Source organism: Kribbella sp. NPDC050281, from assembly GCF_040655855.1.
In the GTDB taxonomy this organism is placed as follows: Bacteria; Actinomycetota; Actinomycetes; order Propionibacteriales; family Kribbellaceae; genus Kribbella.
This window is the reverse complement of sequence record NZ_JBFAKS010000003.1, coordinates 60,202-86,161: the sequence shown is the minus strand read 5'-3', so window position 1 is coordinate 86,161 and position 25,960 is coordinate 60,202. Positions and strand designations below refer to the sequence as shown.

At 69.5% G+C, this 25,960-nt stretch carries 25 protein-coding genes; 14 read left to right on the top strand and 11 right to left on the bottom strand.

Annotated features, from left to right (window positions below; genetic code table 11):
* Positions 1-29: 29 nt before the first annotated feature.
* Positions 30-650, top strand: a complete 621-nt coding sequence (locus AB0I34_RS04655) for an NAD(P)-binding domain-containing protein (protein ID WP_360439370.1) — start codon at positions 30-32, stop codon at positions 648-650.
* On the opposite strand, the gene AB0I34_RS04650 is transcribed toward AB0I34_RS04655, so the two are convergent.
* The 7 genes from AB0I34_RS04650 to tkt are packed head-to-tail and all read right to left on the bottom strand — an operon-like array spanning position 638 to position 9,862.
* Entirely contained in the window at positions 638-1,447 is an 810-nt protein-coding gene (locus tag AB0I34_RS04650; protein WP_360439367.1) for an isocitrate lyase/phosphoenolpyruvate mutase family protein, read from the bottom strand. The two genes, AB0I34_RS04655 and AB0I34_RS04650, sit on opposite strands and share 13 nt — an antisense overlap.
* Complete coding sequence (gene pgl / locus AB0I34_RS04645; RefSeq protein ID WP_360439364.1) at positions 1,444-2,187, bottom strand: 6-phosphogluconolactonase; 744 nt, start codon at positions 2,185-2,187, stop codon at positions 1,444-1,446. The genes AB0I34_RS04650 and pgl overlap by 4 nt, the downstream gene beginning before the upstream one ends.
* Positions 2,184-3,389 carry a glucose-6-phosphate dehydrogenase assembly protein OpcA gene (locus AB0I34_RS04640; RefSeq protein WP_360439361.1) on the bottom strand — a complete coding sequence of 402 codons (1,206 nt, stop codon included), beginning with the start codon at positions 3,387-3,389 and terminating at the stop codon, positions 2,184-2,186. Before AB0I34_RS04640 ends, pgl begins: the two co-directional genes overlap by 4 nt.
* Positions 3,386-4,936, bottom strand: coding sequence for a glucose-6-phosphate dehydrogenase (gene zwf, locus AB0I34_RS04635; protein ID WP_360439358.1), 1,551 nt, complete (start codon positions 4,934-4,936; stop codon positions 3,386-3,388). The genes AB0I34_RS04640 and zwf overlap by 4 nt, the downstream gene beginning before the upstream one ends.
* Positions 4,937-4,968: 32 nt before the next feature.
* Positions 4,969-6,552, bottom strand: coding sequence for a glucose-6-phosphate isomerase (locus AB0I34_RS04630; protein ID WP_360439355.1), 1,584 nt, complete (start codon positions 6,550-6,552; stop codon positions 4,969-4,971).
* Positions 6,549-7,658 (bottom strand): transaldolase, encoded by a 1,110-nt coding sequence (tal, locus tag AB0I34_RS04625; RefSeq protein WP_360439352.1) that lies wholly within the window; start codon positions 7,656-7,658, stop codon positions 6,549-6,551. Before tal ends, AB0I34_RS04630 begins: the two co-directional genes overlap by 4 nt.
* Positions 7,659-7,693: 35 nt before the next feature.
* Entirely contained in the window at positions 7,694-9,862 is a 2,169-nt protein-coding gene (gene tkt / locus AB0I34_RS04620; RefSeq protein ID WP_360439349.1) for a transketolase, read from the bottom strand.
* 374 nt (positions 9,863-10,236) lie between these two features.
* On the opposite strand from tkt, the gene AB0I34_RS04615 reads away from it, so the two are divergent.
* Together AB0I34_RS04615 and AB0I34_RS04610 are read left to right on the top strand one after the other, a co-directional pair.
* Positions 10,237-11,202 (top strand): heme o synthase, encoded by a 966-nt coding sequence (locus AB0I34_RS04615; protein ID WP_360439346.1) that lies wholly within the window; start codon positions 10,237-10,239, stop codon positions 11,200-11,202.
* Between the two features lie 230 nt (positions 11,203-11,432).
* Positions 11,433-12,413: a ScyD/ScyE family protein gene (locus tag AB0I34_RS04610; RefSeq protein WP_360439343.1), complete on the top strand. Its 981-nt coding sequence runs from the start codon at positions 11,433-11,435 to the stop codon at positions 12,411-12,413.
* 34 nt (positions 12,414-12,447) lie between these two features.
* Here AB0I34_RS04610 and AB0I34_RS04605 read toward each other — a convergent pair whose 3' ends face one another.
* A complete protein-coding gene (locus AB0I34_RS04605; protein WP_360439339.1) occupies positions 12,448-13,374 on the bottom strand; it encodes a LysR family transcriptional regulator in 927 nt (308 codons plus the stop codon).
* 125 nt (positions 13,375-13,499) lie between these two features.
* Between AB0I34_RS04605 and AB0I34_RS04600 the strand changes: the two genes are divergently transcribed.
* Together AB0I34_RS04600 and AB0I34_RS04595 are read left to right on the top strand one after the other, a co-directional pair.
* Positions 13,500-15,200: a DUF885 domain-containing protein gene (locus AB0I34_RS04600; protein ID WP_360439336.1), complete on the top strand. Its 1,701-nt coding sequence runs from the start codon at positions 13,500-13,502 to the stop codon at positions 15,198-15,200.
* Complete coding sequence (locus tag AB0I34_RS04595) at positions 15,197-16,042, top strand: NAD-dependent epimerase/dehydratase family protein (RefSeq protein WP_360439333.1); 846 nt, start codon at positions 15,197-15,199, stop codon at positions 16,040-16,042. The genes AB0I34_RS04600 and AB0I34_RS04595 overlap by 4 nt, the downstream gene beginning before the upstream one ends.
* Before the next feature lie 9 nt (positions 16,043-16,051).
* Here AB0I34_RS04595 and AB0I34_RS04590 read toward each other — a convergent pair whose 3' ends face one another.
* The 3 genes from AB0I34_RS04590 to AB0I34_RS04580 are packed head-to-tail and all read right to left on the bottom strand — an operon-like array spanning position 16,052 to position 18,505.
* Positions 16,052-16,978 carry a COX15/CtaA family protein gene (locus AB0I34_RS04590; RefSeq protein WP_360439330.1) on the bottom strand — a complete coding sequence of 309 codons (927 nt, stop codon included), beginning with the start codon at positions 16,976-16,978 and terminating at the stop codon, positions 16,052-16,054.
* A gap of 28 nt (positions 16,979-17,006) precedes the next feature.
* Positions 17,007-17,783: an ABC transporter permease gene (locus AB0I34_RS04585; RefSeq protein WP_360439327.1), complete on the bottom strand. Its 777-nt coding sequence runs from the start codon at positions 17,781-17,783 to the stop codon at positions 17,007-17,009.
* Positions 17,780-18,505: an ABC transporter ATP-binding protein gene (locus tag AB0I34_RS04580; protein WP_360439324.1), complete on the bottom strand. Its 726-nt coding sequence runs from the start codon at positions 18,503-18,505 to the stop codon at positions 17,780-17,782. The genes AB0I34_RS04585 and AB0I34_RS04580 overlap by 4 nt, the downstream gene beginning before the upstream one ends.
* Before the next feature lie 163 nt (positions 18,506-18,668).
* Here AB0I34_RS04580 and AB0I34_RS04575 point away from each other — a divergent pair, with 163 nt between their 5' ends.
* From AB0I34_RS04575 to AB0I34_RS04535, 9 genes are read left to right on the top strand one after another with little or no spacing between them, the layout of a single operon-like run.
* Positions 18,669-19,415, top strand: coding sequence for a metalloregulator ArsR/SmtB family transcription factor (locus AB0I34_RS04575; RefSeq protein WP_360439321.1), 747 nt, complete (start codon positions 18,669-18,671; stop codon positions 19,413-19,415).
* On the top strand, positions 19,412-20,824 hold the full coding sequence (gene sufB / locus AB0I34_RS04570) for a Fe-S cluster assembly protein SufB (RefSeq protein WP_360439318.1): 1,413 nt from the start codon (positions 19,412-19,414) through the stop codon (positions 20,822-20,824). Before AB0I34_RS04575 ends, sufB begins: the two co-directional genes overlap by 4 nt.
* Positions 20,824-22,026, top strand: a complete 1,203-nt coding sequence (sufD, locus tag AB0I34_RS04565) for a Fe-S cluster assembly protein SufD (RefSeq protein ID WP_360439315.1) — start codon at positions 20,824-20,826, stop codon at positions 22,024-22,026. The genes sufB and sufD overlap by 1 nt, the downstream gene beginning before the upstream one ends.
* Complete coding sequence (locus AB0I34_RS04560) at positions 22,023-22,361, top strand: non-heme iron oxygenase ferredoxin subunit (RefSeq protein ID WP_360439312.1); 339 nt, start codon at positions 22,023-22,025, stop codon at positions 22,359-22,361. Before sufD ends, AB0I34_RS04560 begins: the two co-directional genes overlap by 4 nt.
* A 23-nt stretch (positions 22,362-22,384) precedes the next feature.
* Positions 22,385-23,146 carry a Fe-S cluster assembly ATPase SufC gene (gene sufC, locus AB0I34_RS04555; protein WP_360439309.1) on the top strand — a complete coding sequence of 254 codons (762 nt, stop codon included), beginning with the start codon at positions 22,385-22,387 and terminating at the stop codon, positions 23,144-23,146.
* Complete coding sequence (locus AB0I34_RS04550) at positions 23,143-24,402, top strand: cysteine desulfurase (RefSeq protein WP_360439306.1); 1,260 nt, start codon at positions 23,143-23,145, stop codon at positions 24,400-24,402. The genes sufC and AB0I34_RS04550 overlap by 4 nt, the downstream gene beginning before the upstream one ends.
* A 6-nt stretch (positions 24,403-24,408) precedes the next feature.
* Positions 24,409-24,891: a Fe-S cluster assembly sulfur transfer protein SufU gene (gene sufU / locus AB0I34_RS04545; RefSeq protein WP_360439303.1), complete on the top strand. Its 483-nt coding sequence runs from the start codon at positions 24,409-24,411 to the stop codon at positions 24,889-24,891.
* Positions 24,884-25,285, top strand: coding sequence for a metal-sulfur cluster assembly factor (locus tag AB0I34_RS04540; protein WP_360439300.1), 402 nt, complete (start codon positions 24,884-24,886; stop codon positions 25,283-25,285). Before sufU ends, AB0I34_RS04540 begins: the two co-directional genes overlap by 8 nt.
* The gene (locus AB0I34_RS04535; RefSeq protein WP_360439297.1) at positions 25,282-25,911 is read left to right on the top strand and encodes an acVLRF1 family peptidyl-tRNA hydrolase; all 630 of its coding nucleotides are present in this window, start codon (positions 25,282-25,284) and stop codon (positions 25,909-25,911) included. The genes AB0I34_RS04540 and AB0I34_RS04535 overlap by 4 nt, the downstream gene beginning before the upstream one ends.
* Positions 25,912-25,960 lie beyond the last annotated feature (49 nt).

Genomic DNA, 25,960 nt, shown 5'->3' with positions numbered 1-25,960 from the left:
TGTGCAACGAAACGTCTACCGTCGGCCGCATGCGAATTGGAACACTGGGCAACGGGTTGATGGCCGAGGCGCTGGCCGGGCGGTGGGCTCGAGAACACGAGGTGATGATCGGTGGCCGCGACCCCGGCCGCGCGGGCGAGCTGGCGAGGCGTATCGGCGGCCAAGCCGGAACTTTGCAGGAGGCAACGACCTTCGGGGACGTCCTGTTGCTGGCACTGCCCGCGGAGGTTGCCGTGGACGCGGTCGGCGAGCTGGACGTCCCACCGGGCCGGATCCTGATCGACTGCACCAACGCGATCGACCAGCAGAACTTCACACTCGCCGAGTCAGCCACGGCCGAGCGCCTCGCTCGAGCTGTCCCACACGCCCACGTCGTCAAGGCCTTCAACCTGGCCGCAGACTCCGTCTGGCGTCACCCACCCGAGGACCTGGCCGTGCCCCTGTGTGGCGACGACCCAACCGCGCTGGCGCAGGTCGGCCGACTGGTCCGAGCACTCGGTTGCGAGCCCGTGCAAGCAGGCGGACTCGCCCGTGCGAAGTTGCTGGAGGCAACTGCCGCCTTGGCCATCGGCATCTGGGTCACCGGCGGCGACGTACGAGCGATGTTCCCACCGCTGGAAGCCGCCTTCGGGTCAGTTCACCCGGGGTGATTCGCGAAGAGCTGGTTGAGTTCGGCCTGGGGGATCTGGTCGGCGGCGAAGGTGATGGTGCCTTGCGTGGCGAGCTCTTGGGCGCTGCGGCGGATGAAACCGAGGGCAGCGCGGGCGATGCTGCCGCCGAGGCTGATCCGGGTGACGCCGGCGTCCTGCAGATCGCCGACGGTCAGGGTCGACGTCCCCAGACCGATCACGACGTTGACCGGACCGTCGATCTCGCGCACCAAGGTGCGGATCGGGTCGAGGTCGTTCACGCCCGGCACGTACAGGCAGTCGGCGCCGGCTGCCCGGAAGCGGTTGGCACGGTCGATCGAGTCGCTCAACGAGGTCGGCGTACGCAGCATCTGCCCGTCGGTGCGCGCCGTGAGCACGAAGTCCGGGCCGGCCGCCTCGCGGGCCGCGACGATCCGCTCCACCGCCAGCTCGACGTCGTACAGCTCGCGTCCGTCGAAGTCCTCGATGTTCCCGCCGGCCAGCCCGATCTGGCGGGCCAGCGTGATCGTCTCCGCGACCTTGGCCGGCTCAGCGCCGTACCCGTCCTCGAGATCCCCGTTCACCGGTACCGCGCTCGCCGCGGTGATCTCCCGCATCCGCTCGAACATGGCGTCCCGCGACACGGCCGGCGCGCCGTCGGGCAGCGTGTGATCGCCCTTCGCCATCGAGAACGCGATCCCGGCACTCGTTGTCGCGATCGCCGGAAACCCGGCCTCGGTCAGCAGCACCGCACTCCCGGCATCCCAGGCGTTCGGCATCACGAAGCGGCCGGCATGCAGCTCGCGGAACGTCGTCATGACCCCGGAAGCTCCTGCGCGGCGGCCTCGTCGACCAGCCACAGCGTGCGGTCCAGGCCTTTCGGCTGCGCCGCGGGTACGTCGCCGCCGCTCAACGCCTGACCAACCGCGTGAGCCTTGTCGTCGCCCGACACCACGAACCACACCTCGTGGGCCCGGTCGAGCGCCGGGAGCGTCAGCGAGACGCGGGTCGGCGGCGGCTTGGGCGAGTCGTGGACGGCAACGGCCGCGACGTCGGAGACCTTCAGCTGGGCGAACCCGGGGAAGAGCGACGCCACGTGTCCATCGGGTCCGACGCCGAGCATCAGTACGTCGAACGTCGGTACGCCGTCCTGATCGCCGGAACCCATCGCGGCCTTCAGCTCGGCGGCGTAGGCAGCTGCCGCGGCCTCCGCGCCCTGGCCGGCATCGGCCGGCATGGGGTGGATCCGGGCCGGATCCACGTCCACGCGGGAGAGCAGCGCCTCGCGGTTCTGCGTCTCGTTGCGCTCCGGGTCGCCGTCCGGCAGGAACCGCTCGTCGCCCCACCAGAACTCGACCCGCCGCCAGTCGATCGCATGCCGGGCGGGAGACTCGGCCACCGCGCGGTACACGACCGCTGCGACCCGGCCGCCGGTCAACACGACCTGGGCGACCCGGCCACTGCTCTGGACATCGACGAGACGGGTGATGAACCGCGCCGCGACGGCATGTGCCAGCCCCTCGGCGTCACGGTTCACCAGGACGGACGGAGCGCTCATGAGCGCCCCGCCACCCTCTTGCCCGTGCCCTTCTTCGCAGCAGTCTTCCTGGCCGGCGACTTCTTCACGGCAGCCGTCTTCTTGGCCGCTGTCTTCTTGGCAACGGCCTTCTTGGCAGCGCCGGCAGCGGCCGACGTACCGGCAGACTTCTTCGCTGTCGCCTTCCTCGCAAAGGACTTCTTCGCCGCCGTCTCCTGTACCGGGGTACTCGCCACCGTCGCCTTCTTCGCAGCGGCAGACGCTCGCTCCGCCGCCGTCTTCCGCTGAACGGCGCCGACCTTCTTGACGTCCTCCGGCATCGACTCCCGCTCGACCAGGCACCCGAGCGTCTGCGCGTACACATCGTCCGGGTCGAGCCGCCGCAGTTCCTCACTCAGCAGCTCGGAGGTCGTACGGCGCTTCAACGCGACCGGCCGGTCCGGCTGGCCGGGGATGCTGAACGTCGCCACCGCGCCATCCGGCCGGGTCAGTGCGATCGGTCCGGCCGGCGTGAACATGCGCACCGCGGTCACACCTGGTCCGCGCGAGTTCTTCTGCTCGACCGGAACGCCGAGCCGGCTCTGCAGCCACGCGGCCATCAGATCTGCACTCGGATTGCCCTTGGCGGACACGACCTCGGCCGCGCTCACCTTGGTCGGGTACTGATCCAGCGCGGCCGCCATCAGCGCACGCCACGGCGTCAGCCGCGACCACGCGAAGTCGGTGTCGCCCGGCTCGTAGCCCTCGGCCCGCGCCGAGAAGTCGACCGACGCCCGCCGGGTCGCGGCCGCATCGGTGACGCGGCGACGGCCCAGCTTGCCCAGCGGGTCGTCGGCGGGGACCTTCGGCCCGCCGCCCGGCCACCAGACGATGACAGGGGAGTCGGGCAGCAGCAGCGGGGTGACCACGGACTCGGGCACCTTGGCCAGCTCACCGTGCAGCCGAAGCAGCACCGCCTCGCCGGGAATGCCTTCACCCACCCGCACTTCGGCATCGAGCCCGGGGGCACCCCGGCCGGGCCGCAGGATCGCGACCAGGACGCGGGACGGGTGCTCGCGACCGGCCTCGTTCGCGGCCTTCATCGCGTCGTGGTGGGACGCCTCGTCGACGACCACCACGATGGTGCCGACCATGCCCATGGCCGGCGAGCCCGCGTTCCGGCGTGCCTTGAGCAGTGCCGACGCGATCTCGCTCGACGTCGTACCGGTGAGGTCGATGATCATGGCCGCCTCCAGGCGCGTCCGTCGCGGGCGAGCATCTCGTGCGCGGAGGCCGGGCCCCAGTCGCCGGACGCGTACTGCTCCGGCTTGCCGTGCTCGGCCCAGTACCCGATCACCGGGTCGAGGATCTTCCAGCCCAGCTCGACCTCGGTGTGCTGCGGGAACAGCGGCGGGTCGCCGAGCAGTACGTCGAGGATGAGCCGCTCGTAGGCCTCGGGCGAGGACTCCGTGAACGAACCGCCGTACTGGAAGTCCATGTTCACGTCGCGGATCTCCATCATCGTGCCGGGCACCTTGGCGCCGAAGCGCATCGTGATGCCCTCGTCCGGCTGGATCCGCAGGACCAGTGCGTTCTGGCCCAGCTCCTCGGTCTCGGTCTTGGTGAACGGCAGGTGCGGAGCGCGCTTGAACATCACCGCGACCTCGGTCACCCGGCGGCCGAGCCGCTTGCCGGTGCGCAGGTAGAACGGGACGCCGGCCCAGCGGCGGGTGTCGACGTCGACCCGGAGCGCCGCGAAGGTCTCCGTCGCCGACGACGCCGGGATGCCGTCCTCCTGCAGGTAGCCCTTCACCTTGGTGCCGCCGGCCCAGCCGGCCGCGTACTGACCGCGGGCGGTGTGCAGGTCGAGGCGCTCGGGCAGCTTCACCGCGGCGAGCACCTTCTTCTTCTCCTGCCGCAGCGACCACGCGTCGAAGCTCACCGGCTCCTCCATCGCGACCAGCGCGAGCAGTTGGAGCAGGTGGTTCTGGATCACGTCGCGGGCCGCACCGATGCCGTCGTAGTACCCGGCCCGGCCGCCGATGCCGATGTCCTCGGCCATGGTGATCTGGACGTGGTCGACGTAGTGGCTGTTCCAGACCGGCTCGAACATGGAGTTGGCGAACCGCAGCGCCAGCATGTTCTGGACGGTCTCCTTGCCCAGGTAGTGGTCGATCCGGAAGACCGCCTCGGGCGGGAACACCGACTCGACCACCTGGTTCAGCTCACGGGCGCTCTTCAGGTCGTGGCCGAACGGCTTCTCGATCACCACCCGCCGCCACGAGCCCGGCGTCTCCCTGGTCAGCCCGTGCTCGGACAGTTGCTGCACGACCTGCGGGAACAGGCCGGGCGGGATGGACAGGTAGAACGCGTGGTTGCCGCCGGTGCCGCGGTTCACGTCCAGTTCGTCCACGGTCTCCCGCAGCCGCTCGAACGCCGCGTCGTCGGTCAGGTCACCCGGCACGAACCGGAACCCCTCGGCCAGCTGCTGCCAGACCTCCTCGCGGAACGGGGTCCGGGCGTGCTCCTTGACCGAGTCGTGCACGATCTGCGCGAAATCCTGGTTGGTGTAGTCGCGACGGGCGAACCCGACCAGGGCGAAACCGGGTGGCAGCAGCCCCCGGTTCGCCAGGTCGTAGACCGCCGGCATCAGCTTCTTGCGGGCCAGGTCACCGGTGACGCCGAAGATCACCAGGCTGCACGGCCCGGCGATCCTGGGGAGCCGCCGATCCTGCGGATCCCGCAGCGGGTTCACCGGACCGGACGACTCTTCGTCGAGCTGAGCGGTCATCAGCCGCTTCCCTCCGAGTTGTGGTTTCAGGGCTAGTTTCCGAAGAGGGCACGGAGCTGGTGTACGCCGCTCGCCGGGTCGGTCAGGTGGAGCCGCAGGACCGGACGGCCGCGCTCGGCGAGCACGTTCGCGTCACCGGCCGCCTGGGCCGAGATCAGCGTGCCGAAGGTGAACGGCCGGTCGGGGATCTCCACGTCGGTCGGATGCGCACCGGTGATCTGCAGGAACACGCCCTCCGGGTGGCCGCCCTTGTGGTACTGGCCGGTGGAGTGCAGGAACCGCGGACCCCAGCCGAAGGTCACCGGACGGCCCGTGCGGGTCGCCAGCGCCGGGCGCACAGAGGCCAGATCGGCGTCGCGCTCGGAGTCGAGGTAGGCCATGACGGCCAGGTACCCCTTCGCGTCGAGCTTGCCCAGCAGCGCGTCGACCGCACCCTGCAGCGTGTCCACGCCGTCCAGCAGCCCCTCGGAACCACGGACCTCGACGGAGCCTTCGGTGAAGGCCGCCGCCTCCGGCTCGGGCTGTGCGTCGAGCAGGCCGCGGGCCGCCTTCTTCGCGCTCTCCACGTCCGGCTGGTCGAACGGGTTGATCCCGAGCAGGTAGCCGGCCACGGCCGTGGCCACCTCCCAGAGCAGGAACTGACCGCCGAGCGAGCCCGAGGTCAGCGCCGTCGGCACACCACTCGCGGCCTTCTCGGCCAGCAGTGCGTTGGTGAGGTCGGCCGCCTCGGTCCGCAGTTCAGGAGCGCCGACCTCGACCGCGACCGGCAGTACGCCGGTGCCGTTCTTGCCGGTGCTCTCGGCGATCAACTGCTCCGCCCAGTCCGGGAAGCCGACGATGTCCGAGCCCTCGGCCGTAATGATCGCCTTGTCCCGCCCCGCGCTGGCGGCGAGTACGGCGCCCAGCCACAGCGCCGGGTTGTCGGTCGAGTCGGCCTGCAGCTCCGGAGCGGCCTCGGCCGCCTGGTCCAGCAACTCGGCGATATCCGCGCCGGCCAGACCGGACGGAACCAGCCCGAAGGCAGTCAGCGCGCTGTAGCGACCGCCGATGTTCGGGTCGGCGAGGAATGTCTTGCGGTAGCCCTCGTCGGCCGACAGCTTCTCGAACGGCGAACCCGGGTCGGTCACCACGACGACCCGGGACGCGGCGTCGATGCCCGCGTCGGTGAACGCCTTGACGAACGTCCGCCGGTGGCTGTCGGTCTCGACTGTGCCACCGGACTTGCTCGACACGACGATGACCGTCTTCGACAGGTCGCCGCCCAGCGCCCGCGCGACCACGCTCGGATCGGTCGAGTCCAGTACGACGAGCTCCACGCCGGCGGTCCGGGTGATCACCTCGGGGGCCAGCGACGAACCGCCCATGCCGGACAGCACGACCCGGTCCAGACCCTCGGACCGGAAGTCCGCCTGCAGGGCCTCGATCTCGGCCAGCAGCGGCCGGGAGGTCTCGTGCAGGTCGACCCAGCCGAGCCGGATCGAGGCCTCGTGCTCGGCCTCCGGCCCCCAGATCGTCGCGTCCTTCGCCGCGATCCGGGATGCGATCTTCTCCGACACCAGCCGGTCGACGACCTCGGCCCAGTCGCCGTTCTGCGTGCTCACCTTCGGTGCGGTCACTTGGCAGCACCCTTCAGGGCCGCGGTGACGGTGTCCTGCAGGTCCGACCAGGACGCGTCGAACTTGGCCACGCCCTCGTCCTCGAGCACCTGCACGACCTCGTCGTACGAGATGCCCAGCCGCTCCAGGTCCGCGATCACCTTGCGGTCGGCGTCGTACTCGCCGCGGACCGTGTCACCGGCGAACTCGCTGTGCTCCTCGACCGCCTTGATGGTTGCCTCGGGCATGGTGTTGACGACGCCGCTGGTGACCAGGTTGTCGACGTACAGGGTGGGGGAGTACGACGGGTCCTTGGTGCCGGTCGACGCCCACAGCGGGCGCTGCGGCTTGGCGCCGGCGGTCTCGATCTCGCGCCAGCGGTCGGTGTCGAAGATCTCCTCGTACGCCTCGAACGCGAGCCGGGCGTTGGCGATCGCGGCCTTGCCCTTCAGCGCCTTGGCCTGGTCGGTGCCGATCGCGTCCAGCCGCTTGTCCACCTCGGTGTCCACCCGGCTGACGAAGAACGACGCGACGCTGGCCAGCTTGGTCACGTCGTGACCGTTCTCGATCGCCTGCTCCAGGCCGGACAGGAACGCGTCCGCGACCGCCTTGTAGCGGTCCAGCGAGAAGATCAGCGTCACGTTCACGCTGATCCCGGCGGCCAGCGTCGCGGTGATCGCGGGCAGGCCCTCCTTGGTGGCCGGGATCTTCACGAACACGTTCTCCCGGCCGACGGCCTCCCACAGCTCCTTGGCCTGCCGGTTCGTCTTCTCGGTGTCGCGGGCCAGGCTCGGCTCCACCTCGATCGAAACCCGGCCGTCCTGGCCGTCGGTGTCGTCGTACACGGGCTTGAACAGGTCGGCGGCGTCCCGGACGTCGTCGGTGGTGATGACCCGGATCGCCTCGTCGGTGGAGACGCCCTCGGCGGCCAGCCGGGAGATCTTCTCGGCGTACGCGTCGGCGTCGGAGATCGCCTTGGCGAAGATGGTCGGGTTCGTCGTCACGCCGACCACGTGCTTGTCCTGGATCAGGCCGGCCAGGCTTCCGTTGGTCAGCCGCTCCCGGGAGAGGTCGTCGAGCCAGATGGACACACCCGCGTCGGCGAGTGCTTTCAAGCGATCGTTCATGTCCGGAGCCTTCCGAATGTTCTGTTGTGTGAGTGTCAGTTGGCGTCGGCGGGTCCGACCGGGCCGGCCGACGCTCGCTTGGGCGGCACACCCGGGCCGCTGATCTGCGCGGCCGCGGCGATGCTGTCCTTGGCAGCCTGGACGACGGCGCCGGCGGTGATGCCGAACTCGTCGTACAGGGTCTGGTAGGCGGCCGAGGCGCCGTAGTGCTCGAGGCTGACGCTGCGGCCGGCGTCGCCGACGATGTCGTGCCAGCTCTGCGCGATGCCCGCCTCGACCGAGACCCGGGCGCGGACGCCGGCCGGGATGACGGACTCGCGGTACGCGTCGTCCTGCTCGTCGAACCACTCGCGGGAGACCATCGAGACGACTCGGGCCTTGACGCCCTCGCCGGCCAGCGTTTCGCGGGCCTCGACGGCCAGCTGCAGCTCAGAGCCCGTGGCGATCAGTACGACGTCCGGCGTCCCGTCGGTGTCGAGCAGCGTGTAGCCGCCCTTCTTGACGTTCTCAGTGGTGGCGTAGCCGTCGGTGCCGCGCGGGAACGTCGGCACGTTCTGCCGGGTCAGCGCCAGGCCGGCCGGGCGGTCGGTGTGCTCCAGGATCGCGGCCCACGCGGCGGCGGTCTCGTTCGCGTCGCCCGGGCGTACGACGTCCAGGCCGGGGATCGCCCGCAGCGCCGACAGGTGCTCGACCGGCTGGTGGGTCGGGCCGTCCTCGCCGAGGCCGATGGAGTCGTGCGTCCACACGTAGGTGACCGGCAGCTTCATCAGTGCGGCCAGCCGGACCGCGGGGCGCATGTAGTCGCTGAAGACGAGGAACGTGCCGCCGTACGGGCGGGTCAGGCCGTGCAGGGTGATGCCGTTCAGCACTGAGCCCATGGCGTGCTCGCGGATGCCGAAGTGCAGGACGCGGCCGTACTCGTCGCCCTGGAACTCCTTGGTGGAGTACTCCGGCGGGATGAAGGACGGCTGGCCCTTCGGGGTGGTGTTGTTCGAGCCGGCCAGGTCGGCCGAACCGCCCCAGAGCTCGGGCAGCTCTGGCGACAGCTTCGTCAGCACCTCACCGGACGCGGCGCGGGTGGCGACGCCCTTGGCGTCGGCCTCCCAGCTCGGCAGCGCGTCCTTCCAGCCGGACGGCAGCTCGCGCTTCGACAGCCGGTCGAGCAGCGCGGCACGCTCCGGGTTAGCCGACCGCCAGGCGTCGTACCTGACGTCCCAGTCGTCCTGGAGGGCCTTGCCGCGCTCGAGCGCCTGGCGGGTGTGCGCGATCACGTCGTCGGCGACCTGGAAGCTCTGCTCCGGGTCCCAGCCCAGCACCTTCTTGGTCGCGGCGACCTCGTCGGCGCCGAGGGCGGAGCCGTGGATCTTGCCGGTGTTCTGCTTGTTCGGGGCCGGCCAGCCGATGATCGTGTGCAGCCGGATGAAGCTCGGCTTGTCGGTGACCGCCTCGGCCGCCTGGATGGCGTCGTACAGGGCCTGGACGCTCTCCTCGTAGCCCGTGCCGCCGTTCGTCCAGTCGACGTCCTGGGTGTGCCAGCCGTACGCCGCGTAGCGCGCCGCCACGTCCTCGGAGAACGCGATGTCGGTGTCGTCCTCGATCGAGATCTTGTTGGCGTCGTAGATCACCGTCAGGTTCCCGAGCTTCTGGTGCCCGGCCAGCGAGGACGCCTCACCCGAGACGCCTTCCTCCAGGTCGCCGTCCGACGCGATCACGTAGATGTGGTGGTCGAACAGACCCTCGCCCTTCGGGGCGTCCGGGTCGAGCAGGCCGCGCTCGCGGCGGGCCGCCATCGCCATCCCGACCGCGTTGCCGACGCCCTGGCCGAGCGGGCCGGTGGTCGTCTCGACACCCTTGGTGTGCGCGTACTCCGGGTGGCCCGGGGTCCTGCTGCCCCAGGTCCGCAGCGCCTTCAGATCGTCCAGTTCGAGGCCGAAGCCGGCCAGGTAGAGCTGGATGTACAGGGTGAGGCTGGAGTGGCCGGCCGACAGCACGAACCGGTCCCGGCCGGCCCAGTGCGCGTCCGCCGGGTTGTGCCGCATCACCTTCTGGAACAGCAGGTACGCCGCCGGCGCCAGGCTCATCGCCGTACCGGGATGGCCGTTGCCGACCTTCTCCACCGCGTCCATCGCGAGCACCCGCACGGTGTCGACCGCGCGCTGGTCGAGGTCGGTCCATTCAAGCTTCGGGCTGGTCTTCTCCGTCACGCCGGCGGCGCTCCTCTCGATGGCTGCGTCAGGTCTTCCGGTCAGCGTCGAAGGGGATCGCGACCGGCCCCACCGGCCGGTTCGATCGCGCCCCCGCGCGTCACCGTGAGCGAGCCTACTCGCCCTGACCTTTCCTGCCTTCCACTGATCCGCAACCTGGTTCGTGGCGCCATTGTTCCCGGGGCGTTCCGGACGTCCGCGACATCACACCCGGACCCATTTCACGCCATCGGAATCACATCCGGATGAACACCGCCCCACACTTGTTCGTCGGACTCACCCGGGGGGTGAACGAACCCTCCTACGGGGCGTCGTAGACTGTCGAACCGTCAGCGCCGGGGCTCCGGCGTCAACCCACTCAGTTCGAGGTGTTCGTGACGGCCGTCGACCCGCGTCCAGCCGCGACGACGTCGTACCCGACGCCGCAGCCGGACGGTACTGCTGTTCTCAGTCCGTCGGTGCGCGACGTGGTGAAGGCGTACGTCGGTCTGACCAAGCCACGCATCATCGAGCTGCTGCTCATCACCACCGTGCCGGTGATGTTCCTGGCCGCCGGGGGAGTGCCCGGCCTCCAGGTCGTCGCCGCCACCCTGGTCGGCGGCATCCTGGCGGCCGGCAGCGCGAACACGATCAACTGTGTGCTCGACCGCGACATCGACGAGCAGATGCGCCGGACCCGCCGCCGCCCGCTGCCCCGGCACGCGGTCAGCCCGCGGTCGGCGACGATCTTCGGCATCGTGCTCGGCATCCTGGCCACCCTCGAGCTCGGCCTGCTGGTCAACTGGCTGTCGTCGGGGCTGGCCCTGGCCGCGAACGCGTTCTACGTCTTCGGCTACACGATGGTGCTGAAGCGCCGGACCGTGCAGAACATCGTCTGGGGCGGGATCGCGGGTTGCTTCCCGACGCTGATCGGCTGGACCGCGGTCACCAACGAGCTGGCCTGGACCCCGGTCGTGCTGTTCGGAGTGGTGTTCTTCTGGACGCCGCCGCACACCTGGTCGCTGGCGATGCGCTACCGCGAGGACTACGCGTCGGTCGACGTACCGATGCTGCCCGTCGTCGCGACTCCGGTCGCCACGGCCCGGCAGATCATGGCGTACTCCGTGGTCATGGTGATCACTTCGATCGCGCTGTGGCCGGTCGCGGGCACCGGTTTCGTCTACCCGCTGGCCGCGATCGTGCTCGGAATCCTGTTCCTCCGCGAGGCTCGCGCATTGTTGCTCCGGGCCCATACCGGCGCCGACGGAGCCGCGCTGCGGCCGATGCGGCTCTTCCACTTCTCGAACATCTACCTGGCCCTGCTGTTCATTGCCGCGGCCATCGATCCGCTCCTGCACTGAGCGTTGCCCTGTGGGCGCGGGGAGTTCTGCCGGTTGACCTAATCGTGATCTGATGTTGCGATGTGGGGGTCTGCGGAGGGGGAATCCGCACCTGGGGAGGCGCAGATGCAGGGGGTTTCGCAGTGGGGGTACGAACACGCATTGCCGCAGTGGCGGCACTCGCCTTGGCCGGTTCCGTCCTGGTGGCAGGACAAGCCGACGCAGGCGGGCATTCCAGCAGTCTGAAGCCGGTGGCAACGGGTCTCGACGGCCCGCGCGGCGTCTCGACGTTCGGCAAGAACGTCATCTACAGCGTCACCGACGGATCGGTGTACGCAACCAACGGTAAGAAGACCTGGAAGCTCGGCCAGGTCCCGGGTGGGTTCCCGCCCGCGATCGACACGAGCGTCCGGGGTACGACGTACGCACTGACCGGAGCCGGTGGGGAACCGGGGCAGCCGCTCCCGCCGGGTGCCGCGACGCTGTACAAGCTGCGGCCGGGCAAGTCGCCGCTGAAGGTCGCTGACATCGCCAAGTACCAGGCGAAGGATCCGGACCCGTACAACCTGGCCGACCCGCCGACGGAGACGAACCCGTTCGGTGTCGCCGCGCTGAAGGACGGCACGGTTCTGGTCGCCGATGCCGCGGGCAATGACCTGCTCAGGGTCTGGCCGAACGGCAAGATCAAGACGGTGGCGCGGTTGAAGCCACGCGTCGTGAAGACGCCGGCCGGCCTGGGACCGGACGCGCCGCCCGCCGGGACTCTGGTCCCCGCCGAAGCCGTCGCCACCTCGGTGACGGTCGGTTCGGACGGTTACTGGTACGTCGGTGAGCTCCGCGGCTTCCCTGCCACTCCCGGGACGTCGGAGATCTGGCGGATCAAGCCGGGCTCGGTCAACGCGGTGTGCAACCCGGCCAAGCCGTACAAGGGCAAGTGCCAGCGGTACGCCGACGGCTACACGTCGATCGTCGACCTGGCCGGCGGCCCACGCGGCACGCTCGCGGTGGTCCAGTTGGCCGATGTCAGCTGGCTGAAGTGGGAGATGGGTGGCTCGCCGATCGGTTCGCTTTACCTGCAGTACCCGGGCAAGCACCACAAGGCCGGGTACAAGAAGGAACTCGTTCGCGATCAGCTGACCCTGCCAGGAGGCACAGCCTTCAGCAGGTGGGGTGACCTGTACGTCTCGTCACCGGTCTTCGGTCCTGGTGCGGTCTACAAGGTCCGTCACTGACAGTCGGTCGTGGTTCTCCTTCCGGTGGGACCGCCTAGGTCCCACCGGAAGGTGCCTGAACCTCGAATTCCCGGGCCGCCGCCCGCAGGCGGTCGAGGACGACATTCACGGCGGGGTGTCGCTCTCCGCCGTGGCGCGTGATGGCAAAGATGTGACGGCTGATCGGCCGCGCGAGCGGTCTCAGGACCACCTCCGGCGGAATGTTCCGGGCGCCCAGCAAGGGCAGTAGCGTGACACCAGCTCCGGCAGCGATCAGTGCCAGGACCGCTGCGTATTCTCCGGTCTGCGCGACGAGCTGAGGCACGAAACCCGATGCTCCGCAGGCCCGTTGCAGCATCTGGTGACACGAGGTGTCGGAGGGTACAGACAGCCAGGCGTGGTCACTGAGAGCGGCAAGATCGACGGGCTCTCCGCCGAGGGCCACCGGGTCGGCCTCGGGCAGCGCGACGACCACCGGATCGGTCAACAGCTCATGGCGCTCGCACGTCGGCGGGACCGTGAACGGCAACAGGTCATAAGAGTGCGCCACCGCGATCTCGACCTCGCCGCGGGAGAGAGCGGGCAGGCTCTCCTCCGGTTCCATGCCCACCAGCCGTAGCTTCAGCCGGCCGCCTTCCGCGTCGAGCGTGCGCCAAGCCGATGCGACGAAGGTTGCCGCGGCCGAGGCAAAAGCGCCGATCCGCACCGTTCCCGCGACCTCGGAGCGAAGAGCCAGCAGGTCCGACTCTGCTGCCGCCAGCTGGTCGAGCAGTACGTCGGTGTGCGCGACGAGCACCCGGCCTGCCTCGGTGAGCGTCAAACGGCGTCCCTGTCGCTGCAACAGACGAACGCCGGCTTCGCGCTCCAGTGTCGCGAGCTGTTGGGAAACCGCCGGGCCCGTCAGATGGAGCGCCTCGGCCGCGGCGCTGACGGTCCCGTACCCGGCCAGAGCGTGCAGCAGCCGGAGTCGCCGAAGGTCCAACACAATAGCTCAGCTTATAGATCCTCGAAGGATTCGTAAATGGACGTTTGCGATCCAGCTCGGCAGACTGTTCTCTGCCGAGCCTGAGCCGCCCGGCATCCGTCAGCGAGTGGGAGGCAGACCTGATGTCGAGCGAACAACGTCCGGCCACCGTGGTCGACCAGGTGATGGATCGATTCGTGGTGGACTTCGTCGCCCTCGACCCGATCGCGGCGACCGGAGCCGGCATCACCGGGCACGAGACCGGACTTCCGGATCTGTCGCCCGACGGCAGGGCCGAGGTCTCGGCGCTGCGATCGCGGACGTTGACCGCGTTGGCGGCCGCCGTACCGGTCGACTCGGTCGATCGGGTCACGGTCGCGGCCGCGCGCGAGCACCTCGAGGTGGCGGGGCTGCTCCGGGAGGCCGGCGCCGAGGAGTCGCGTCTGAACAACATCGACAGCCCGGTGCAGACCGTCCGGGAGGTCTTCGATCTGATGGCGACCTCGACCGTCGACGACTGGGCGACGGTGGCGACTCGGCTCAGGCAGGTCCCGGGTGCGATCGAGGGCTACATCGCCTCGCTGAGGTTCGCGGCCGCCCGCGGTGACGTCTCGCCGCGGCGCCAGGTGCTGGCGGCGATCGATCAGAGCCGGGCCAACATCGGATCGGGCGGTTTCTTCGCCACCTTTGCGAAGGATGCGGCGCCGGCGGACGGAGACCTGCCCCGGTCGGTCCGTGCGGAGCTGGACAGCGCCGCACGGCAGGCAGCGGACGCCTACGACACGCTGGTGAGTTTCCTGACCGGGGAACTGTTGGCCCAGGCACCCACCGCGGACCCGGTCGGGCCTGACCGCTATGCGCTGTTCGCACGGGCCTACCTGGGGACTCCCGTCGACCTCGAGGATGCCTATGCCTGGGGCCTTGGCGAGCTGAGCCGCATCAACGAGCAGCTGAGGCAGACAGCTCAGCAGATCGGGTCCGGCCTGTCGATCGCCGAGGCGATGGACCACCTGACCCATGATCCCGCCCGCAGGCTGACCGGAACCGATGCGCTGCGCGCTTGGATGCAGGACAAGGCTGACGGCGCCATCGCAGCCCTCGCCGGCACCCACTTCGACATCCCCGAACCCATCCGCACGATCGAGTGCCGGATCGCGCCGACCGGCGGCGGCACCATCTACTACACCAGCCCGAGTGACGACTTCACCCGGCCGGGGCGGATGTGGTGGCCGGTTCCCCCAGGAGTCGAGGAGTTCTCGACCTGGAAGGAGGTGAGCACGGTCTACCACGAGGGCGTGCCGGGCCATCATCTGCAGATCGGCCAGACTGTCTTCCGGCGCGATTCGCTGAACCGCTGGCGCCGGTTGCTGGCGTGGGTGGACGGCCACGGGGAGGGATGGGCCTTGTACGCCGAGCAGCTCATGGCCGAGCTCGGATTCCTGGAGGACCCCGGCGATCTAGTCGGCATGCTCAGCAGCCAGTCGTTCCGGGCCGTCCGCGTGGTCATCGACATCGGCATGCATTGCGGGTTCGAAGCCCCGCCCGAGGTCGGTGGTGGACAGTGGACGTACGAGAAGGCTCTGCACCTGCTGGAGGTGCATTCGTCGAAAGCGGAGAGCCGTCGACGCTACGAGATCGACCGCTATCTGGGCATCCCCGGTCAGGCCGCGTCGTACAAGCTCGGTGAGCGTGCCTGGCTGCTGCTGCGCGACGAGGTGCGTGCCAGGGAAGGAAGCGGGTTCGAGCTCAAGTCCTTCCACCGCCGCGCGCTCGATCTCGGGAGCGTCGGTCTCGATGTGCTGAGGTCCGCTGTACTCGGTGAGTTCGAAGGGGGTTCACGGTGAAGGCGGCAGTCATCGGTGCGAGCGGCTACATCGGTACGGCGGTCGCCGAGCGCTTGACGGGTGCCGGCTACGAGGTCGTCGCGGTGTCTCGGCGCGAGACCGTCGCGGACTACCCGACCGTGCCGGGCGACCTCACCCGCCCGGAGACGTTGCGCTCGGCGCTCGCCGCCGTCCGACCGGACGTCGTCGTACACGCCGGCAATCCCAGCGGCGACCTCGACGTCGACCTGGCGTCCGCTGCCGCGCTCGTCGATCACGGTGTTCCGCTCATCTACATCAGCGGCATCTGGTGGTTGGGTGCAGTGGGCGAGACGCCGTTCACCGAGGATCCACCGCGCGGCGACACGCCGCGTGCACAGATCGAACGGGCCGTCCTCGCCGCGGCCGGCCGGGTCCGGACCGTCGTGATCCGGCCCGGGGTCGTGTACGGACGTGGCGGTGGCATTCCCGCTGAGATGGTCGGGTGGGCACGCAAGTACGGCGTCGGCCGCTACGTGGGCGACCCCGGCACTCGCTGGCCGACGGTGCAGGTCGACGATCTCGCCGACCTGGTTCTGCTGGCGATCGAACGAGCCCGATCAGGTGCTGTCCTGCACGGGGTGAGCGATGAGGCCGTCGAGGTCAGCGCGATCGCGGCCGCCGCGGACCTGGCGGCAGGCGGGACCGGGCGAGCCGAAGCCTGGCCGGTCGCGTCCGCGGCCGAGGAGCTGGGTGAGCAGTACGCCCGCTGGCTGGCGCTGGACCAAGCGATCAGCAGCACGCGGACTCGGGCCGAGCTCGGCTGGCGACCGAGCCGCCCGGCGATCGTCGACCTCACCAGCGGGTCATACGTTCGGCGATGAGCGCAGGTCCTACGTCGCGGGCGTGCCGCGTTCGCCGTAGACCGCGGTGACGAGTGCGATCAGCAGGCCGGCGAAGAACATGTGCACCAGGACCAGGCCCCACGGAAGGCCGGTGAAGTACTGCGTGAAGCCGACGGCGCCCTGCAGGAGTTCCATCGCGAGCAGCCAGGCGGCCAGCTTCCGCAAGGTCCGTGACGTCGCGGTCACCCGGGTCGCGATCACCAGCGCGATCGAGATCCCGAGCAGTCCGAACACGACATCCGCGTGGAGCTGACTGATCAGCTCCTCGTTGAACCCGTTCCGCCCGGTGTCCGGGTCGCCCGAGTGCGGGCCGGCGCCGGTCACCAGGGTGCCGAGAGCAACGGTCAGCCAAACCGCCACCACACAGGCGGTCGCGAGCGCCCGGACCACCGGGGGAGTGTGGGGGTAGGGGCTGGTCCGGGACCGCCGCACCATCGACACCGTCAGAGTGATGATCACCGGCGAGACCAGGAAGTGCGCCGAGACGATCCAAGGATTCAGTCCGGTCAGCACGCTGATGCCGCCGATCACGGCCTGCAGCGGTACGCCGAGCGCGGCCGCGGTCGCGAGCCGGCGCAGGTCCCGGCGGATCGGGCGGTACCGCATCACCACGAGCCAGGTGCAGATCGCGATGACCGCGACCACGAAGCCGAGCATCCGGTTGCCGAACTCGATCGCGCCGTGGAGGCCGAGCGCGGCGTGCGGCACGTAGGACTCGTCGGTGCACTGCGGCCAGGTCGGGCAGCCGAGGCCGGAGCCGGTCAGCCGGACCAGTCCGCCGGTCACCACGATGCCGATGTTCGCCACCACCGACGCCCAGCCCCAGCGCCGGACGACATCCAGGCTCGGCTCGGGTACCAGCCGCCAGAAGGCGTTGACTGGTTCGGTCTTTTGCGGCGGGGTCTCCGTGCTCATCACCGGCACACTCTAGAGAAAGGTCTGCTCAGTCCCAGCGGAAGGTCCTGGACACCAGGTATCCGAGCACCCCGGCCCATAGCGCGAGGGACAGTGCGGCGGCCCACGGGATCACACCCTCGATGGTCGAGTTCGCCAGCCCGTTGGCCAGCGCGGCGCTCGGCAGCAGCCGGACGACACCCTGCATGCCGGCCGGGTACTCGTCGACCGGTGTCATCACCGCACCGCCGACCAGCAACAGCAGATAGAGCAGGTTGGCCGCGGCCAGGGTGGCCTCGGCCCGGAGTACGCCGGCCATCAGGAGTCCGAGTGACGCGAAGGCCGCCGTACCGCACAGGACCATGAGGATCACCCCGAACACGGCGTCGAAACCGCCGGCCGGGTCCCACCCGAGGGCGAAGCCGGTCCCGATCAGGACGGCGAGCTGGATCACCTGCACGACCAGGACGGCGCCGATCTTCCCGGCCAGCAGTCCGGTCCGGGACAAGGGAGAGGCGCCGAGCCGCTTGATCACGCCGTACCGACGCTCGAAGCCGGTCGCGATCGCGAGCGACGTGAAGGACGAGGACAGGACGGCGAGCGCGAGCACCCGCGGTACGGCGTCGTCGATCGCCCGCCCGTCGCCGAGCGGCAAACGGTCGCCGAGTCCGGTGCCACCCAGAAGCAACAGGATCCCGAGTGGGATGACGAGCGCGAGCAGCAACTGCTCGCCGTTGCGGATCAGGAGCCGGAACTCCATCCGTGAGTGCGCAAGCACCTTCCGCGGCCACGGCGCACTTCCCGGCCGGGGCGCATAGGTGCTCATGAGTGCTCCCGCTTGGGTGGTGCCGTCAACGCGAGGTAGACGTCCTCCAAGGACTTCGCACCGTGCTCGGTCAGCGCGTCCGGAGTGCCGGAGGCGATCACCTTCCCTGCGGACACCACGTGGACCAGGTCCGACAACTGCTCGGCCTCGTCCATCGCATGCGTGGTGAGGACGACGGTCACGCCGTCGTCGCGCAGGTCGCGGATCAGCTGCCAGATCTCCCGCCGGCCGTGCGGGTCGAGCCCGGTCGTCGGCTCGTCCAGGAACGCGACCTCCGGCCGCCCGACGATCGCCAGCGCGAACGACAGCCGCTGCTTCTGCCCGCCGGACAGCCGCCGGTACGGCGTCCGGCCGCAGCTACCCAGGTCGAGGCGCTCGACCAGGGCCGGGATCTCCAGCGGGTGCGAATGCAGGGTGGCGACGTACTTCAGCATCTCGACGGCGCGGACGCCGGACCAGGCGCCGCCCTCCTGCAGCATCACGCCGATCCGCGGCATCAATTCGTCGTGGTCCGCGATCGGGTCCAGTCCGAGCACCCGGACCCGCCCGGACTCGGGCCGCCGGAACCCCTCACAGCTCTCCACGGTGGTGGTCTTGCCGGCGCCGTTGGGGCCGAGCACGGACGCCACCGTGCCGACGGTTACGGTGAGACTGAGACCGTCGACCGCGGTCTTCTCGCCGTACCGCACGACGAGGTTGTCGATCTCTACCGCGACTGGCACGGATGAAGTCTAGGACCGGGCTGCCCGGCCTCCGGCCCGGGTCGGGAGCGGAGCCGAGCAGCGTGACGCTGGTCACGATCGGCTCCCGTGCCCCGCGTACGCGCGGGAGGCGGTTAGGGGAGCCTTATTTGAAGGCCCCCGGGAATTACGCGACACTGATGTTGTGAAAACTCCTGCGACTACCGGAACCGCGCCCACCGGCGCGATTGCGGCGCGGGACGAGTCCACCCGGGACCGGGTCGCCCGCTCGATCCTGACCAACGGTCCGTCCAGCGCCGCGGTGCTCGCCGAGCGCCTGGAGCTGACGCCGGCGGCGGTTCGCCGGCATCTCGACCACCTGCTCGAGGACGGCCTGGTCGAGTCCCGCGAGGAGCGCGTCTACGGCCCGCGTGGCCGCGGCCGCCCCGCGAAGGTCTTCGTGCTGACCGACACCGGCCGGCACGCGTTCCACCAGGCGTACGACGACCTGGCGGCCACCGCGCTGAAGTTCATCGCCGAGGCCGGCGGTGACGAGGCGGTCGCGGAGTTCGCCCGCGGCCGGGTCGCCGAGGTGGAGCAGCGGTACCGGGAGCTGATCGACGCTGCTCCCGAGAGCGACAAGGCGGAGGCACTCGCGCAGGCCCTGACCACGGACGGGTACGCCGCGTCCACGGCAAAGGCCGCGCACGGCGAGCAGCTCTGCCAGCACCATTGCCCGGTCGCGCACGTGGCCGAGCAGTTCCCCCAGTTGTGCGAGGCCGAGACCGAGGTGTTCTCCCGGTTGCTCGGCCGGCACGTCCAGAGACTGGCCACCATCGCCCACGGCGACGGTGTCTGCACCACACATATTCCCGGACACGTCCCGGCCCCCCAGGCCGTGCCCGGTCCTGCCCCTGTATCCGACGGCGAATCTGCGAGGACTGCACGATGACGCAAACCGCTCACCCCGAACTGGAAGGCCTCGGCAACTACCAGTACGGCTGGGCCGACTCCGACGCCGCCGGCGCGGTCGCACAGCGCGGCCTGTCGGCCGACGTGGTGCGGGGCATCTCCACCCTCAAGAACGAGCCGGAGTGGATGCTCGACCTGCGCCTGAAGGGCCTGAAGCTCTTCGACCGCAAGCCGATGCCGTCGTGGGGCGCCGACCTGTCCGGGATCGACTTCGACAACATCAAGTACTTCGTCCGGTCGACCGAGAAGCAGGCGTCCAGCTGGGAAGAGCTGCCCGAGGACATCAAGAACACCTACGACAAGCTCGGCATCCCGGAGGCGGAGAAGCAGCGCCTGGTCGCCGGCGTCGCGGCGCAGTACGAGTCCGAGGTCGTCTACCACCAGATCCGCGAGGACCTGGAGGCCCAGGGCGTCATCTTCCTGGACACCGACACCGGCCTGCGCGAGCACCCGGAGATCTTCCAGGAGTACTTCGGCTCGGTCATCCCGGTCGGCGACAACAAGTTCGCCTCGCTGAACACGGCGGTCTGGTCCGGCGGCTCGTTCATCTACGTGCCCAAGGGCGTCAAGGTGGACATCCCGCTGCAGGCCTACTTCCGGATCAACACCGAGAACATGGGCCAGTTCGAGCGGACCCTGATCATCGTCGACGAGGACGCCTACGTGCACTACGTCGAGGGCTGTACGGCGCCGATCTACAAGTCGGACTCGCTGCACTCCGCGGTGGTCGAGATCATCGTGAAGAAGGGCGCCCGCTGCCGCTACACGACGATCCAGAACTGGTCGAACAACGTCTACAACCTGGTCACCAAGCGCGCCACCTGCGAAGAGGGCGCCACGATGGAGTGGATCGACGGCAACATCGGCTCCAAGGTGACGATGAAGTACCCGGCCGTCTACCTGATGGGCGAGCACGCCAAGGGCGAGACCCTGTCGGTCGCGTTCGCGGGCGAGGGCCAGCACCAGGACGCCGGGTCGAAGATGGTGCACAACGCGCCGTACACCTCCAGCTCGATCGTGTCGAAGTCGGTGGCCCGCGGTGGCGGCCGGACGTCGTACCGGGGGCTGGTCGAGGTGGCGCCGGGGTCGCACCACAGCAAGTCAACGGTGCGCTGTGACGCGCTGCTGGTCGACACCATCAGCCGTTCGGACACCTACCCGTACGTCGACGTCCGCGAGGACGACGTGGCGATGGGACACGAGGCGACCGTGTCCAAGGTCAGCGACGACCAGCTGTTCTACCTGATGAGCCGGGGCATGGCCGAGGACGAGGCGATGGCGATGATCGTCCGCGGCTTCATCGAGCCGATCGCCCGCGAGCTCCCGATGGAGTACGCGCTGGAACTGAACCGCCTGATCGAGCTGCAGATGGAAGGGGCCGTCGGCTGATGTCCGCCGCTGAAACCCTGGTCGCCACTGGCAACCGGGCGCACTCCCACGGGCCGGGTTCCCCGGTCCCGCTCCAGGCTCGGAGCGAGCGGCCGACGTCGTACGACGTCGCCGATTTCCCGGTGCCGAACGGGCGCGAGGAGGAGTGGCGCTTCACCCCGGTCAAGGCGCTCAAGGCGCTGTTCGCCGACGAGGCCGGCACCGAGACCCCCAAGGTCGACGCGTCCGGTCCCGACGGTGTGGCGTTCGAGACCGTCGCCGCGGACTCGCTGAAGGTCGGTACGCCGCAGGACCGCTCCGCCGCCATCGCCTGGAACCAGGCGGGCGAGGCGCTGGCGGTGCGGATCCCGGTCGAGGCCGAGCTGACCGAGGCGGTGCACGTGAACGTCGCGAGCCTCGGTGCCCGCGGGTTCAGCCACCTGATCGTGGACGCCGGCCGGCACAGCCGCGCGATCGTGATCATCGACCACACCGGCGCGGGTGAGCTCGGCAGCAACGTCGAGATCGTCGTCGGCGACGGCGCCGAGCTGCGCGTGGTCAGCATCCAGCAGGGCGACCACGAGTCGATCCACCTCGGCCAGCACGACGCGCTGATCGGGCGGGACGCGAAGCTCCACCACGTCGTCGTCACCCTCGGCGGCAAGGTCGTCCGGATCGCCACGAACGTCCGGTACGCCGGCCCTGGCGGCGACGCCGAGCTCCTCGGTGTGTACTTCGCCGAGTCGGGCCAGCACCACGAGAACCGGCTGTTCGTCGACCACGAGGCCACCAACTGCAAGAGCAACGTGCTCTACAAGGGCGCGCTGGCCGGTGACAAGGCCCGCTCGGTGTGGATCGGCGACGTGCTGATCCGGGCCGCGGCCGAGGGCACCGACACCTTCGAGCTGAACCGCAACCTGGTCCTGACCGACGGCGCCCGCGCCGACTCGGTCCCGAACCTGGAGATCGAGACCGGTGAGATCGAGGGCGCCGGGCACGCGTCCGCGACCGGCCGGTTCGACGACGAGCAGCTGTTCTACCTGCAGGCCCGCGGCATCCCCGAGGACGAGGCCCGGCGGCTGGTGGTGTCCGGCTTCTTCAACGACATCATCGCCAAGATCGGCGTTCCCGAGGTCACCGAGCACCTGCACGACGTGATCGAGCAGAAGCTGGCGCGGGCCGCGGAGTTGAGCGCATCTGCCAAGGCGGTCGTCGGGCAGTGAGCGACAGCTTCGAGCGCGCCTGCGCTGCCGCCGACGTACCGGATGAGGGAGTCATCCCGGTCGAGGTCGGCGGCGTGGAGGTCGCGGTCGTGAAGAGCGAGGGGCAGTACTTCGCGGTGCGGGACGAGTGCTCGCACGCGCAGATCCAGCTGTCCGAGGGTGACGTCGGCGAGTGCGAGATCGAGTGCTGGCTGCACGGATCCCGCTTCGACCTGCGCACCGGCGAGCCGACCAGCCTGCCCGCGTACGACCCGGTTCCGATCTACCCGGTCCGGCTGGACGGCGACGACCTGCTCGTCGACGTCAAGAACCCCCTGAATCAGGCATCCCTGTAAAGCGACGGAGATAGAAGATCCTCATGGCGACACTCGAGATCCGCGACCTGCACGTGTCGGTCGACACCGAGAGCGGCCCGAAGCAGATCCTGCGCGGCGTCGACCTGACCATCGCCGGCGGTCAGACGCACGCGATCATGGGCCCGAACGGTTCCGGCAAGTCGACGCTGGCGTACTCGATCGCCGGCCACCCGAAGTACAAGATCACCAGCGGCACGGTCACGCTCGACGGCGAGGACGTGCTGGCCATGGCCGTCGACGAGCGGGCCCGGGCAGGCCTGTTCCTGGCGATGCAGTACCCGGTCGAGGTGCCCGGGGTGTCGGTGGCGAACTTCCTGCGGACGGCGAAGACCGCGATCGACGGCGAGGCACCGAAGCTGCGGACCTGGGTCAAGGACGTCAACAAGGCGCTCGGTGATCTCGAGATGGACCCGGACTTCGGCACCCGTAACGTGAACGAGGGCTTCTCCGGTGGTGAGAAGAAGCGGCACGAGATCGTCCAGCTGGAGCTGCTGAACCCGAAGATCGCGATCCTCGACGAGACCGACTCCGGCCTCGACATCGACGCGCTGAAGGTCGTCTCCACCGGCGTCAACCGGTTCGCGGAGCAGGGCGACAAGGGCATCCTGCTGATCACCCACTACACCCGGATCCTGCGCTACATCACGCCGGACTTCGTGCACGTGTTCGTCGACGGCCGGGTGGCCGAGGAGGGTGGCCCGGAGCTGGCCGAAGAGCTCGAGGCCAACGGCTACGAGCGGTTCCTGAAGGCAGGCGCGAAGTGACTGACGCCCGGACCACATTCAGCAGTCCGCTGGACCTGCAATCGGTCCGGGCGGACTTCCCGATCCTGTCGCGCGAGCTCGCCGGCGGGTTGCCGCTGGTCTACCTGGACTCGGCGAACTCCTCGCAGAAGCCCCGCCAGGTGGTGCAGGCGATGGAGGACCACTACCTGAAGCACAACGCGAACGTCGCCCGCGCCATGCACCAGCTCGGTGCCGAGGCGACGGCGGCGTACGAAGGTGCCCGGGACAAGGTCGCGGACTTCATCGGGGCGCCCGACCGCAACGAGATCGTGTTCACCAAGAACATCTCCGAGGCGCTGAACCTGGTGGCGCACACGGCCGGCGGCTCGCTGAAGCCGGGTGACGAGGTGGTCATCTCCGAGATGGAGCACCACTCGAACATCGTGCCGTGGCAGATGGTCTGTGAGCGGACCGGGGCGACGCTGAAGTGGTTCGGAGTGACCGACGACGGCCGGCTGGACCTGAGCAACGCCGACGAGCTGATCAACGAGCGCACCAAGATCGTCTCGCTCACCTGGGTGTCGAACGCACTCGGCACCATCAACCCGATCAAGGAGCTCGCCGCCAAGGCGCACGCGGTCGGCGCTCTGATGGTGGTGGACGCCGCGCAGGCGGTGCCCCAGCTGCCGGTGAACGTTGCGGAGCTCGGTGCCGACCTGGTCGGCTTCACCGGGCACAAGGTGGTCGGGCCGACCGGGATCGGTGTGCTCTGGGGCCGGTACGACCTGCTCGCGTCGCTGCCGCCGTTCCTTGGTGGCGGTGAGATGATCGAGGTCGTGCGGATGACGGGTTCGACGTACGCCCCGCCGCCGGCCCGGTTCGAGGCCGGTACGCCGCCGATCGCACAGGCCGTCGGGCTCGGTGCGGCCGTCGACTACCTGTCCGGGATCGGGATGGACAAGATCGCGGCGCACGAGCACGCGATCGTGGAGTACGCGCTCGAAGGGCTGAAGACGGTGCCGGGGCTGACGATCCTCGGTCCGACCGAGGCCAAGGACCACGGTGGCGCGATCAGTTTCGAGCTGGACGGCGTGCACCCGCACGACGTGGCGACCGTGCTGGACACCCGCGGGATCGCGGTACGGGCCGGGCACCACTGTGCGCGGCCGGTGCACGAGCGGTTCGGCGTACAGTCCTCGACGCGGGCGTCGTTCTACCTGTACACGACGCCGGAGGAGATCGAGGCGCTGGTCGACGGCCTCGGGTTCGTCCGTTCTTTCTTCAAGGTGGCCTGACGTCTCATGCAGCTTGACTCGCTGTACCAGGAGATCATCCTGGATCACTATCGCAGCCCGCACCACGCGGGGCTGGCGGATCCGTACGACGTGGAAGTGCACCACGTGAACCCGTCCTGCGGGGACGAGGTGACGCTGCGCGTGGAGCTGAACGGCGACACCGTCACCGGCGTCACGCACGAGAGCGTCGGCTGCTCGATCAGTCAGGCCGCGACCTCGGTGATGTCCGATCTGGTGATCGGCAAGCCGGTCGCCGAGGGCATGGCGACGTACGAGAAGTTCCTCGAGCTGATGCAGGGCCGGGGGAATGTCGAGCCGGACGAAGAGGTTCTGGAGGACGGCGTCGCGTTCGCGGGCGTCGCGCAGTTCCCGGCCCGGGTGAAGTGTGCGCTGCTGGGCTGGTCGGCCTGGCGGGACGCGACCGCCCGGGCGCTGGCGCAGAACGAGTCCCAGGACGCCGCACAGCAAGAAGGAGTGAGCAATGCCTGACCAGACCGACGAGAAGATCGAGCTGCCCGAGGTCGACCTGCAGGCGGCGGCGCAGGCGTCCCAGGCATCACAGCCCGGCACCAGCCCGGCCGCGGTCGAGGACGTGACCGAGGCGCTCAAGGATGTCGTCGACCCCGAGCTCGGCATCAACGTGGTCGACCTGGGCCTGATCTACGGGATCACCGTGGACGACACCAGTACGGCGATCATCGACATGACGCTGACGTCGGCGGCCTGCCCGCTGACCGACGTGATCGAGGACCAGACCCGGATGGCGCTGGACGGCCTGGTCAACGACTTCCGGATCAACTGGGTCTGGATGCCGCCGTGGGGCCCGGAGAAGATCACCGACGACGGCCGCGACCAGCTGCGGGCGCTCGGCTTCAACGTGTGACCCGAACGGTGTCGGTGGCACCGGAGCGGCTGGACAGGTGGCTGGCCGGCTTCGGTGACCGCCACGGCGCAGTGACGTACGACGTGACGCCGACGAGCGTCACTGCCTCCGCGTCGGACGGCTCCGTCGCCGTCGTCGAGGTGCCGTTCGCACCACTGGAGGAGTTGTCGAAAGACGGGCTCCTTGCTCATGTGCTGCGCGAGTGGCGGCTGGGCGTGCTGCTTGTCCGGCGCGGTGGCTACGGCGCCGGAGTGTTTGCCGGGGGCAAGCTTGTCGACTCCAAGGTCGGATCACGCCACGTGCAGGGGACGACCAAAGCGGGCGGCTGGTCGCAGCAGCGGTACGCGCGGCGGCGGGACAACCAGGCGCGGGAGGCGTTCGCCGCCGCGACCGAGGTTGCGGTGCGGATCCTCGGGTCAGCCCGGCTGGAAGCGCTCGTGTGCGGGGGAGACCGCCGGGCGATCGACACGGTGCTGGAGGATCCGCGACTGAAGGACCTGGCCGGACTCGTGCGGCCGCCGTTCCTCGGCGTACCCGATCCGAAACAGAGGGTCCTCGAGCAGGCCGGCGCCGACGCCCGGGCGATCCGGATCGAGCTGACCGACCCTCCGGACGATTCGCGCTGAGGCGTGAACGTCCTTCCACCTGGGCATACTGAGGTCCTCGCGGCCATTG